10 protein-coding genes are annotated in these 12629 nt (G+C 54.6%); 9 read left to right on the forward strand and 1 reads right to left on the reverse strand.

Annotated features, from left to right (window positions below; all coding sequences use genetic code 11):
- Nucleotides 1-182 precede the first annotated feature (182 nt).
- From leuS to KK062_RS14175, 9 genes are all read left to right on the forward strand, one after another.
- Nucleotides 183-2993 (forward strand): leucine--tRNA ligase, encoded by a 2811-nt coding sequence (gene leuS / locus KK062_RS14135; RefSeq protein WP_254084954.1) that lies wholly within the window; start codon nucleotides 183-185, stop codon nucleotides 2991-2993.
- Between the two features lie 48 nt (nucleotides 2994-3041).
- Nucleotides 3042-4043, forward strand: a complete 1002-nt coding sequence (locus KK062_RS14140) for a beta-ketoacyl-ACP synthase III (RefSeq protein WP_254084955.1) — start codon at nucleotides 3042-3044, stop codon at nucleotides 4041-4043.
- Between the two features lie 17 nt (nucleotides 4044-4060).
- Nucleotides 4061-4285, forward strand: coding sequence for a hypothetical protein (locus KK062_RS14145; protein WP_254084956.1), 225 nt, complete (start codon nucleotides 4061-4063; stop codon nucleotides 4283-4285).
- Between the two features lie 111 nt (nucleotides 4286-4396).
- Nucleotides 4397-5707 carry a gluconate:H+ symporter gene (locus KK062_RS14150; RefSeq protein WP_254084957.1) on the forward strand — a complete coding sequence of 437 codons (1311 nt, stop codon included), beginning with the start codon at nucleotides 4397-4399 and terminating at the stop codon, nucleotides 5705-5707.
- A 74-nt stretch (nucleotides 5708-5781) separates the two neighbouring features.
- Nucleotides 5782-6414, forward strand: coding sequence for a PAQR family membrane homeostasis protein TrhA (trhA, locus tag KK062_RS14155; RefSeq protein ID WP_254084958.1), 633 nt, complete (start codon nucleotides 5782-5784; stop codon nucleotides 6412-6414).
- A 51-nt stretch (nucleotides 6415-6465) separates the two neighbouring features.
- Nucleotides 6466-6960: a RidA family protein gene (locus KK062_RS14160; protein WP_254084959.1), complete on the forward strand. Its 495-nt coding sequence runs from the start codon at nucleotides 6466-6468 to the stop codon at nucleotides 6958-6960.
- Nucleotides 6947-8059, forward strand: coding sequence for a D-TA family PLP-dependent enzyme (locus tag KK062_RS14165; RefSeq protein WP_254084960.1), 1113 nt, complete (start codon nucleotides 6947-6949; stop codon nucleotides 8057-8059). Before KK062_RS14160 ends, KK062_RS14165 begins: the two co-directional genes overlap by 14 nt.
- A gap of 13 nt (nucleotides 8060-8072) precedes the next feature.
- A complete protein-coding gene (locus KK062_RS14170; RefSeq protein ID WP_254084961.1) occupies nucleotides 8073-9143 on the forward strand; it encodes a dipeptidase in 1071 nt (356 codons plus the stop codon).
- A gap of 191 nt (nucleotides 9144-9334) precedes the next feature.
- On the forward strand, nucleotides 9335-10987 hold the full coding sequence (locus KK062_RS14175; protein WP_254084962.1) for a S41 family peptidase: 1653 nt from the start codon (nucleotides 9335-9337) through the stop codon (nucleotides 10985-10987).
- Nucleotides 10988-11171: 184 nt separating this feature from the next.
- On the opposite strand, the gene KK062_RS14180 is transcribed toward KK062_RS14175, so the two are convergent.
- Nucleotides 11172-12629 (reverse strand): glutamine synthetase III family protein (locus tag KK062_RS14180; protein ID WP_254084963.1); only part of this gene is annotated, 1458 nt, incomplete at its 5' end.

The raw sequence follows: 12629 nt of genomic DNA on the forward strand, positions 1-12629 counted from the left end.
CTGTCGGACCGGCGCGATCAACTGTAAAATCTGTGCACCGGCGTTCGCCCCTCCCCCAGTGATATTGTTCAGAAACGGCTGTTGGCGGGGCTGCGATATACCCAGGATTCGCCGGCAACGGGCTCTTACAGTACCAGGAATTCGTTTATTTTTGCCGTTTGTTATTAATAGATTCTTCAAAAATGGCCGATTACAGTAAAGACGAGATCAAACGCATCGAGCAGAAATGGCAGGAGACGTGGGCAAAAACCGGGGCTTACAAAGTCTCGAACGACACTTCCAAGCCCAAGTACTATGTGTTGGACATGTTCCCCTACCCTTCGGGCGCGGGTCTTCACGTGGGGCACCCGCTCGGCTACATTGCTTCGGATATTGTCTCGCGCTACAAGCGCATTCAGGGCTTCAATGTGTTGCACCCGATGGGCTTTGACGCATTTGGTCTTCCGGCCGAACAATATGCCATCCAGACCGGGCAACACCCGGCGGTAACGACGGCCAAAAACATCGAGACCTACAAACGCCAGCTGCGCCAAATCGGTTTTTCATATGACTGGGACCGCGAAGTTCAAACTTCCGACCCCGCGTATTATCAGTGGACGCAGTGGATCTTTATGCAGCTGTTCAACAGCTGGTATAACAAAAAGTCGCGCACGGTGCATGGCCAACCGGCACCGGACGGCGCTGCCGAACCGATCGAGACGCTGATTGCTGCCTTTGAGAAACAAGGCAATCAGGGTATTGAAGCGGTATGCGACGACCATGCGCAGCCCTTCACCGCGGCACAGTGGAAAGGGTGGGATGCCCGGGAAAAAGAAAATGTTTTACAACAATATCGCATCGCCTATCTGAGCGAGACGATGGTGAACTGGTGCGCGGCGCTGGGCACTGTATTGTCGAACGACGAGATCAAAGACGGTGTGTCCGAACGTGGGGGCTACCCGGTGGAGCGCATCAAGATGATGCAGTGGAGCATGCGGATCACGGCCTATGCCGAGCGCTTGCTGAAGGGACTGGACACCATTGACTGGCCCGAGCCCGTACGGGAAATGCAGCGCAACTGGATTGGTAAGTCGACGGGCTGCGAGCTCGACTTCCCGGTGGCCGGCTCCGACGAGACCATCCGTGTGTTTACAACACGCATCGATACCATTTACGGCGTGAGCTTTATGGTGATTGCGCCGGAGCACGAGCTGGTCGAAAAGATCACCACGGCTGAGCAACGTGCAGAGGTAAACAAATATGTAGAGGTAGCGAAGAACCGCAGTGAGCGCGACCGCATGAGTGAGGTCAAGCGCATCTCCGGCGCCTTTACCGGCGCGTATGTGATCAATCCGTTTAACCAGGCTAAAGTGCCTGTGTGGATCGCCGACTATGTACTGGCGGGGTATGGTACCGGCGCGGTCATGGCGGTGCCGTCGAGTGACACACGCGACTACGCTTTTGCCAAACACTTCAACCTTCCGATCGTTGACGTGCTGGAGGGCCCGACCAGCGATATTACAAAAGACAACTTCGACCCCAAGTCGGGCAAGATGATCAACTCTGATTTTCTGAACGGCTTGCCGTGGAACCAGGCGATCGAGAAGGCGCTGCAGAAAGTAGAGACGCAGGGCATTGGTGTGCGCAAGATCAATTTCCGCATGCGCGACGCGATCTTCGGTCGCCAGCGTTATTGGGGTGAGCCGTTCCCGGTATATTTCGAAGACGGTATACCCAAGCTGGTCGCGGAAAAAGATCTGCCCGTGACGTTGCCCGAGATCGATGCCTATAAGCCGACAGAGACGGGCGAGCCGCCGCTGGGTCGCGCGAAGGACTGGAACTATAATGGCTTCTCCTACGAGCTGACGACCATGCCCGGTTGGGCGGGATCGAGCTGGTACTGGTTCCGGTATATGGATCCTCAAAACAACCAGGCTTTTGCCAGCAAGGAAGCGATTGACTATTGGCAGGATGTGGACTTGTATATGGGCGGCTCCGAGCATGCTACAGGACATTTACTGTATTCACGCTTCTGGTGTAAAGTATTGAAAGACCTGGGCTATGTGAAGTCGGAAGAACCTTTCCGCAAGCTGATCAACCAGGGACATATACAGGGTGTTTCGAAGCTGGCGTACCGGATCAATGGCACGAACAAGTTTGTTTCCTATAATCTGCGCAAGCAATATGAAGTAACGCCCTTGCACGTCGATGTAACGTTTGTCGACGGCGATGTGCTGGATATTGAGAAATTCAAGCACTGGCGTGACGATTTGAAAGACATCGAGCTGATCCTGGAGAACGGTAAGTATCTCTGCGGCTCGGAGGTAGACAAGATGTCAAAGCGTTACTACAACGTGGTGAATCCGGACGACATCGTCAGCGGCTACGGTGCGGATACACTGCGCATGTACGAGATGTTTCTCGGTCCGCTGGAGCTGTCGAAGCCGTGGAACACGGCCGGCATCGATGGCGTCTATAAATTCCTGCGCCGTTTCTGGAACCTCTTCCATGATCAGCAAGGCAATGTCGCGGTGAGTGAAGAAGAACCTACACGCGACGAGCTGAAGGTGGTTCACAAAACCTTGAAGAAGGTTGCCGAAGACATCGAGCGTTTTTCATTCAATACCTCGGTGAGCGAGTTTATGATCTGCAGCAACGAGCTGAGCGCGCTGAAGTGTAACAAGCGCGGTGCGCTGGAACCGCTCGTCATTGCGTTGTCGCCGTTTGCTCCGCACATTACCGAAGAGCTGTGGAGCAAGCTGGGGCATACGGAATCGATCCTGCAGACCACGTACCCGAAGGTGGACGAACAATACCTGACCGAAAGCTCGTTCGAGTATCCTATTTCGATCAACGGCAAGGTGCGGGTGAAGATGAACTTTGCGCTGGACGTGCCCACGGGTGAAATGGAGAAGGTAGTGATGGCGTCAGAGGCGGTGCTGAAATGGACAGAAGGCAAGACTCCGAAAAAGGTCATCATCGTGCCGGGTCGGATCGTGAACATTGTGGTTTAGTAAAAAAGCCACGACATTTCCCTATTTTTATAGTTAAAATTCAATCGAATGCGCTACTCCAGGATCATAGGTTTGGGGCACCACGTGCCGGACAAGGTCATTACGAATGATTACCTGTCTACTGTCATGGACACCAACGACGCCTGGATTGTCGAGCGGACGGGGATCCACGAGCGGCGGTGGGTGGACCCTGCGCAAGACACCGTGGCGAACATGGCCGCCAAGGCTACGCGCATGGCGCTGGAGCGTGCCAGGCTGAAAGAGACGGACATCGACTTTATCGTCTTTGCCACGATCACACCCGATTACTTTTTCCCAGGGTCGGGCGTGTTGCTGCAACGTGAGCTGGGCCTGGACGGAAGAATTGCCGCGCTGGACATACGCAACGCCTGTTCGGGCTTCATTTATGCCGTGTCGATCGCCGATCAGTTCATCAAGAGCGGCATGTATAAAAATGTGCTGGTCGTAGGCGCCGAGATCCAATCAACAGCCCTGGACATCTCTACCCGCGGGCGCAATACCGCGGTGATCTTCGGCGACGGTGCGGGCGCCGTAATTTTACAGGCATCGGACAAACCCGGCGTGCTTTCTACTCATTTGCATTCCGACGGCCGCTTTGCGGAAGAGCTATACATCAAAGATCCGGGCAGCAGCAGACCCCACTCGGAACGTCAGCCAGACCAGATCCTGGACACCACTACATTTAAGGTGGTGATGAACGGCAACCAGGTGTTTAAACACGCGGTAGTGCGTTTTATGGAAGTGATCCAGGAGGCGCTGGAGGCCAACAGCCTGCGCAAAGAAGATATTAACCTCCTGGTGCCGCACCAGGCCAACCTGCGCATCAGCCAATACATCCAGGAGAAGCTGGAACTGAGTGACGCGCAGGTGTACAACAACATTATGCGCTACGGCAATACTACTGCCGCGTCCATCCCGATTGCGTTGAGCGAGGCCTGGGCCGAAGGTAAAATCAAAGAAAATGACTTAATTTGTTTAGCTGCGTTTGGCAGCGGCTTTACGTGGGCTTCGGCCCTGATACGGTGGTAACCCTCTAAACCCCCAGCATGAAGACCTCCTCCTACAACCCCAGTCCTCTTGAAGTCGATTTCGCCAACGCGCTCTACATACTCCAAAAGGAACTGGAAAAACACCTGCAGGACAACCAGGTGATTCACGTTGAAAGCAACATCCGCCGCGACAACCCGATGGTGAAGTTCAGTCTGCTGGACAAAGACGGCGACCCGCACGAGATCGTGCTGCGGATCATCCAGATACCGGATAAGTTCTAAGGTCAGCACGTCCGGAGGCCGTCTGGCAGGATAGATGGTTTGACGACTTTCTGCTTTTTTCTGTAGATTTCGTTTGCATAACCATCACCCTAAACCCAAGGTTACCGAACGATGTCGCTGATCATTATCTTCTTTTGCATCGCCTTGCTGGTGGTGCTGATCTCGCTGTGCAAGGTCAATGCGTTTCTCTCTTTCCTGATTATTTCCATTCTCGCGGGCTTATTGCTCAAGATGCCTCCCGCGATGGTCGCCGGTGCTGTGCAAAAAGGCATTGGCGATATGCTGGGCGGCTTGCTCGTTATTATCGTGGGCGGAGCCATGCTGGGTAAGCTCGTGGCAGAAAGCGGGGCGGCGCAACAGATCGCTTCGTCGATGGTACGCTTGTTTGGCGAAAAGAACGTGCTGTGGGCGTTGATGGCCACGGGCTTTATGATCGGCATACCGTTGTTTTACAACGTGGGGTTTATGCTTGTCGTGCCGCTGATCTTCTCTGTTGCCTATCGCTATAAGCTGCCGGCGGTATATATCGGCTTGCCCATGATCGCTTCGCTGTCGGTTACGCACGGCTTTCTGCCGCCGCACCCCTCGCCTACCGCCCTGGCGGCGCAGTTTAATGCCGACATCAGCACGACCCTGATCTATGGGATTATCATTGCCATTCCCACGTTGATCCTGGCCGGCCCCGTCTTCGTACGTACCTTACGGAATATCAATCCTCCTTTCAGCAAGATCGCTCACGCCGCGCCGCTACCGGAAGACAAATTGCCCGGACTCTTTACGAGCATCTTTACCTCGCTGCTACCGGTCATTCTGCTGGGCCTCACATCGCTCATTGCCGCCATCGAACCTTCTGCCGCGAAGGACCCCGTGGTGGCCTTCATTGCCGATCCTTCCATGGTCATGCTCATTTCACTGGGGGTAGCCACATTCACCCTGGGCCTGGGCCAAAAGATGACGATGACGCGCATTATGGATGTGTATGGCGATGCCGTTAAAGATGTCGCCATGATCCTGATGATCACGAGCGGCGCGGGGGCGCTCAAACAGATTCTGATGGCAAGCGGTGTGAGTGATGAGATTGCCGGAATGCTGGGCGCGCTGGACATTCATCCGCTCGTGTTGGGCTGGGGCATTGCCAGTGTGATTCGGGTGTGCGTCGGTTCGGCTACGGTTGCCGGGTTGACCGCTGCTGGCGTGCTCGCCCCCCTGATGGGGACGTTGCATGTCGATCCGAACCTGATGGTGATCTCGGTCGGTGCCGGTAGCCTGATGTTCTCGCATGTCAACGACACGGGCTTCTGGCTTTTCAAAGAATATTTTAATCTCACGATTCGCGAGACAATCCGTTCGTGGTCACTCATGGAAACGATTGTTTCTGTGTGCGGACTGATCGGCGTCATGATTTTGCAGGCGATTCTGTAATAAATTTGGCGACTGTGTGGACTTTTTGCCGCACCGCGGCGTTTGTCCATCATAGACTTAATTTTTGCATCGCCATGAAAGGGATTCAGACGAAAGGAGAGGAAATTGCGAATGCCATTACCCATGGGCTCGGCGCCGTACTGGCCGCTGTTGCCCTGGTCTTTTTGATCATCGTTGCCGCCGTAAAGGGTACGGCCTGGCACGTGGTGAGCTTTTCCATTTTTGGCGCCACCCTGCTGCTATTATATATCGCCTCCACCCTGTATCACAGTCTGACACACGACCGGGCCAAGTTTCTGTTCCGGAAGTTTGACCATATGTCCATCTACCTGCTCATTGCGGGCACCTATACACCGTTCTGTCTCACGGCGCTACATGGCTGGGTTGGCTGGACGATCTTTGGTGTAATCTGGGGCTGTGCCATTTTCGGTGTTGTGCTCAAGGCGTTCTATACCGGCAAGAAGGAGATGTTGTCGACCATCCTCTATGTGGTCATGGGTTGGATGGGCATGCTGGCGGTGAAACCGCTGTACGATACCCTATCGACACAGAGCTTTATTTTCTTATTGCTGGGCGGCGTGTTTTATACCGCGGGCACACTCTTCTTTGTGCGTGACAACATTCGATACTTTCACGGCATCTGGCACCTGTTTGTGCTGGCGGGCAGTGCCGCCCACTTCTTTTCGATCGTAGGATTGTTGGTGTGACGGGCGATTGCTTATCTTTTGCCTGAATTTCAGGCTTAAAACGATACGCTCATGCAATCACTCACTCCCGACCAGCGCTTTGAGAAGCTGGGTCTAAAACTTCCTCCCGCGCCCAAACCCATTGGCGTATATAAACCGTTCCTGATCGTTGGCAACATGGCTTATGTATCCGGTCACGGTACGGTGAAAGACGATGGCACCCTCATCATCGGTCGCATTGGCAAAGACATGACCATGGAAGAAGGCAAGCTCGCCGCCCGGCAAGTGGGCCTCGCCATTCTGGCCACGTTGAAAGCCAACCTCGGCAGCTTCAATAAGATCAAGCGTGTGGTGAAAGTATTGGGCATGGTCAACGCGGTGTCGGAGTTTGAGCGCCATCCCTTTGTAATCAACGGCTGCAGCGAATTGTTTGCCTCGGTATGGGGTGACGAGATGGGCATCGGCGTACGCAGCGCGGTAGGCATGGGCACACTGCCCGACAACATTCCTGTCGAGATCGAAGCGATGTTCGAGCTTACCAACGACGGCGGCAATGAATTTCGTTGAGTGGTACCCGATCGTGAACGCTGAGACGCTGGATACCCCGGCGTTGGTGATATACCCCGAACGCGTACGCGAGAATATTCGCATACTGAAGACCCTCGTAGCGAACGTCGACAACTTGCGGCCGCACATGAAAACCAGCAAGTCGCCCGAGGTAACGGCCATGCTCCTGGAGGCCGGCATTCGCAAGTTTAAATGCGCGACCATTGCCGAGGCCGAAATGCTGGCAACGGCCGGGGCACCCGACGTACTGCTAGCCTACCAACCCGTGGGACCCAAAGCGGAGCGCCTGGCAACGCTGGTCGCCAGGTTTTCGCAGACGACATTCTCCTGCCTGGTCGACAACCTGACGGCCGGTCAGCATCTCTCCCATGTCTTTCAGCGGGCCTCTTTAACCATCAGTCTGTATATTGACCTGAACGTCGGCATGAACCGTACCGGTGTGTTACCGGGGGAAGCCTTCGCTTTATATACCGCTTTGTTGGACCTTCCCGGCATCGTAGTCGCGGGCCTTCACGCGTACGACGGCCATCTGCGCGACACGGACCTGGCGGTGCGCACAGCGAAGTGTAACGACGCCTTTGCTGCCGTGGCCGCGCTGCGCGATACCATTATTGGTGAGACAAGCATTACCCCGCGCATCATTGCAGGCGGTACACCCACCTTCCCGATACATGCCCAACGTCCGGATGTAGAATGCAGCCCCGGTACGTTTGTCTATTGGGACAAAGGTTACCAAAGCATTTTACAGGAACAGCCGTTTTTGTTTGCCGCACTTGTGGTGAGCCGGGTTGTGTCGTTGCCTACCGCCGATACGATTTGCGTCGACCTGGGGCATAAGTCCATCGCCTCGGAGAGCGCCCTGAACAATCGGGTATATTTTCTGAATGCGCCCGAGCTGGTGCCCGAAGGGCATAGCGAAGAGCACCTGATCTTGCGCGCCGGCGCCGGCCATCGTTACCAGGTGGGCGACATTCTGTACGGCGTGCCACACCATATTTGTCCTACAGTAGCATTACACGACCGAGCAGCCATCGTCGAAGACGGACAGTGGAACCAGTTTTGGTATACACATGCCCGCGACCGGTACCTGACGGTATAAAGACACAACACGTATGTTTATCATTGATGCACACCTCGACCTGGCGATGAACGCCATGGAATGGAACCGCGACTACCGCACACCGATCGACGTGATCCGCGCACGCGAGCAAGGCATGACCGACAAGCCCGATCGCGGCAACGGTGTGGTTTGTTTTCCCGCGCTGCGCAAGGGCAATATCGGCCTGGTCGTGGCCACGCAGATCGCCCGCTATGTAGCACCCGATAATTCATTGCCGGGGTGGCATTCGCCGGAACAGGCCTGGGCGCAAACACAAGCCCAGCTGGCCTGGTATAAAGCGATGGAGGAAGCGGGCGAGCTGGTGCAGATCACCGACCTGGCGGGCCTCGACAAACATGTCGCGTGGTGGAACGACGGTACACCCAACGACAAGAAGCCCATCGGTTACATCCTAAGCCTGGAGGGCGCCGACTCGCTCGTGACGGTACAACACCTGGAGCGTGCCCATGCGTACGGTCTGCGCGCCGTGGGGCCTGGCCATTACGGTCCGGGACGCTATGCCCAGGGTACGAATGCAACGGGCGGTATAGGCAACGCCGGGCGTGCGCTGCTCGCCGAAATGGAGCGACTGAATATTATACTCGACGCCACACACCTTTGTGATGACAGCTTCTGGGAAGCGATGGATCACTTTCACGGACACGTCTGGGCCAGCCACAATAACACCCGCGCCCTGGTAGACCACAACCGCCAGTTCAGCGACGAGCAGCTGCGCGCGCTCATCCGCCGTGGTGCCGTGATCGGCGGTGTGATGGATACGTGGATGATGGTGCCGGAATGGATCCGCAATGTATCAACGCCGCTGAGCATGGATTGCGGCCTGGAGAAGCTCATCGACCACATGGATCATATCTGTCAGCTCGCCGGCAATGCCGATCACATCGCCATTGGCTCGGACCTTGACGGGGCTTTTGGCCGCGAGCAAAGTCCCTACGACATCGAGACGATTGCCGACCTGCAGAAGCTGCCGGCCTTGCTCGCCAAGCGGGGGTATAGCCAGGCCGACATCGAAAAGATTCTGCACGGCAACTGGCTGCGGTTTTTGCGCAATGCCTGGAAGTAAAAAAGAGGTAAAAAACCGCGGCGTTATTACGTGTGCAAAATCCACGCAGACAGGCTTTGGAAACGAATTCGGCGGGTTTTGGAAAAGAAGAAAGAATAACATACATCGGGAATGATTTTAGCGTTTAAATCATGAATTTCCCAAGCTGAAAGATGCCTTGCCAGGCCCATTCTGCGTAGACCGTATCGTGCATGAACATCAAGAAAAAAATCCTCCCAGCCTCCGCCCTGCTGATTACCGTGATCCTGCTGGCCGCCAGCAAGCCTGCCGAGCGGTATTTCGAAATAGCCAAGAACCTCGACATTTTCGCGACGCTGTTCAAGGAGGTCAACGCGTTATACGTAGACGATGTCAACCCCAACAAGCTGGTACGCACGGGCATTGACGCCATGCTGAACTCGCTCGACCCTTATACCAATTATATTCCGGAAGATGAGGTGGAAGACTTCCGCACCATCAACACCGGCCAGTACGGTGGCATCGGCGCCATTACCCGCGAGATCAACAACCGCACCGTCGTGACCATGATCATGGAAGGCTTCGGCGCCCAGAAAGGTGGACTGCGCATTGGCGATGAGATTCTCAAGATTGACGATGCCGAGCTGGCGAAGCTATCCCGCGAGCAATCCAGCCACCTGATGAAAGGTCAGGTAGGTACGCCGGTAACGCTGACCGTTAAACGTGCCGGCGCGGAGCAACCCCTCACGCTGCAGTTTAAGCGCGAGAAGATCAAGGTCAACAACGTGCCGTATTACGGCATGGTGGGCACGGATGTCGCCTATATTCAACTTTCCGACTTTACGCCCGATGCCGCGAAAGAAGTGAAGATCGCGTTGATCTCCCTCAAAGAGCTGGGTGCAAAAAGTGTCATCCTCGACCTGCGCGGCAACCCGGGCGGGCTTTTGATCGAAGCGGTGAATATCACCAACATCTTCCTGCCAAAGGGCAAGCTGGTGGTGAGCACCAAAGGCAAAATACCGGAGAACAACCTAAACTATGAAACGCTTAACGCACCGGTAGATACGGAGATACCGGTGAGTGTACTGATCAATCGCGGGAGCGCTTCGGCTTCGGAGATTGTAGCCGGTACGTTGCAAGATTATGACCGCGGGGTGATCATTGGCGAGAAGTCGTATGGCAAAGGGCTTGTGCAAGTGAGCCGCCCGCTTTCTTACAATTCGCAGTTGAAGGTTACGACTGCGAAGTATTATACGCCTACCGGTCGTTGCATACAGGTGCTGGATTATACACATCGTCGTGAAGATGGTAGTGTGGGTTCGATTCCTGATTCTTTGAAGAAGGCTTTTAAGACCTCTGCGGGTCGTGTAGTATATGATGGTGGCGGTATTGATCCGGATATTAAGACGGAATCTCCTGAAGCGCATATGCTGACGCAAATGCTGTTTGAGCGGGGGCTGCTGTTTAACTTCGCTACGCAGTATGTGCTGAAGCATCCGCAGGCGGTAGATCCGCGGACGTTTACACTGAGCGACGAGGACTATAAGGAATTTGTTGTTTGGATGAAGGATAAGAATTATCAGTATAAGTCGTATCTGGAGTATGAGCTGCAGCAGTTTGCGGAAGAGGCGAAGAAGGAAAAATACTATACGGAACTGAAGGCTCAGTTGGATCAGATTCAGGCGCGGATTGCGGAGAGTAAGAAGAACGAGCTGATGATGTATAAGGATGAGATTAAGATGCTGCTGGAAGAAGATGTTGTATCACGGTATCATTTGGAGAAGGGGAGCATTGAGGCTGGGTTTAAGTATGATGATGACGTGAAGAAGGCTGTAGAGGTGCTTCATGCCAGTGCTCAGTATAAGAAGATTTTGAATATGCAGTAGGTTGTGCTGCGATAACCATTCACCCACGATGTGACCACCTTGGCAGTCTGAAGACTGCCATTGGGGTAGGTCCAAGTCGCCCTCCCTTCGGTCGGAAGACTTGAACCAGATACACTGTAAACTGTAATAAAAGAACCCCGGCCAAAAGCCGGGGTTCTTTTATTTGCAGATACTGTATGCGGAATTAGCGTAGGAAGAGGAGCTCGCGGTATTTTACCAGCGGCCAGTCTTCGTTGTCTACCAGCAGCTCGAGCTTGTCGACGGCGTCGCGGATGGTCTCAAAGTATTTTTCTTTGATGTCATCGCAGTAACCGATGGCGCGCTTGTGAGCGTCGGTTTCTTTGTTGATGCGCTTGCGCTCTTCGATCATGGCTCGTACGTTGTTTTTGATCGTATCGATGTGACCGGAGATTTCCCTGATGGTTTGTACCACGGCGGTGTTGTCTACGCCCAGGCCTTTCAGACCGTTCGCGTTTTCAATCAGCTTGGTTTGGTATGCAATGGCGGTCGGTACGATGTGGTTCATCGCCAGGTCACCGATCACACGCGCTTCGATTTGTACGCGTTTCATGTAGTTCTCGAGGCGGATCTCTACGCGGGCTTCTGTCTCTCTGTGTGACATTACGCCGTGTTTTTCGAAGAGGGCCAGGGACTGCTTCGTCAGGTAAAAATCCAGGGCGCGCGGCGTGTTCTGAACGTTGCTCAGACCACGTTTTGCGGCTTCTTTCACCCACTCGTCAGAGTAGCCGTCGCCTTCAAAGCGAATGGCTTTTGATTCTTTGATGTATTGACGCAGTACGTTTACGATCGCGAGGCGTTTTTCTTCTCCTTTTTCGATCTCCTTGTTCACCGCCGTGTAGAACTGGTCGAGCTGTTCGGCCACGATGGTGTTCAGGGCGGTCATGGGGATCGCGCAGTTGTCGCTGCTGCCCACGGCACGGAATTCGAATTTGTTACCGGTAAATGCGAATGGCGACGTACGGTTACGGTCGGTTGCGTCGAGGATGATCTCGGGGATCTGGTCGATACCCAGTTTCATGTACATGTTGTCACCCTTCTCGATTTTCACGTTACCGTTCTTTTCGAGCTCGTCGAGTACGGCCGACATTTGCGAACCGATGAAGGTCGACATAATCGCCGGAGGTGCTTCGTTGGCACCGAGGCGGAAGTCGTTACCCGCCGTCGCAATGCTGGCGCGCAGCAGGTCGGCGTGTACGTGTACTGCCTTCACGGTAGTCACGAAGAAGGTGAGGAACATCAGGTTGTCGCGGGCGCTGCTGGTCGGGGCGTACAGGTTCACACCGGTGTCGGTGATCAGGGACCAGTTGTTGTGCTTGCCGCTACCGTTGATGCCAGCGAAAGGCTTTTCGTGGAAGAGAATGCGCAGGTCGTGGCGGTCGCCTACGCGCGCCATCACGTCCATCATCAATTGGTTGTGGTCGTTGGCCACGTTTACTTCCTCGAACAGCGGGGCCACTTCGAACTGGCTGGGAGCCACCTCGTTGTGACGGGTGCGTACGGGGATACCCAGTTTCCAGGATTCGATCTCGAAGTCCTTCATGAACGTGTAGATGCGTGAAGGGATCGAGCCGAAATAGTGGTCTTCCATTTGCTGACCGCGGGCAGGAGCGTGACCGAATAC

Origin of the sequence: Dawidia cretensis (genome assembly GCF_018598175.1) — a bacterium.
Taxonomy (GTDB): domain Bacteria; phylum Bacteroidota; class Bacteroidia; order Cytophagales; family Cyclobacteriaceae; genus Ohtaekwangia; species Ohtaekwangia cretensis.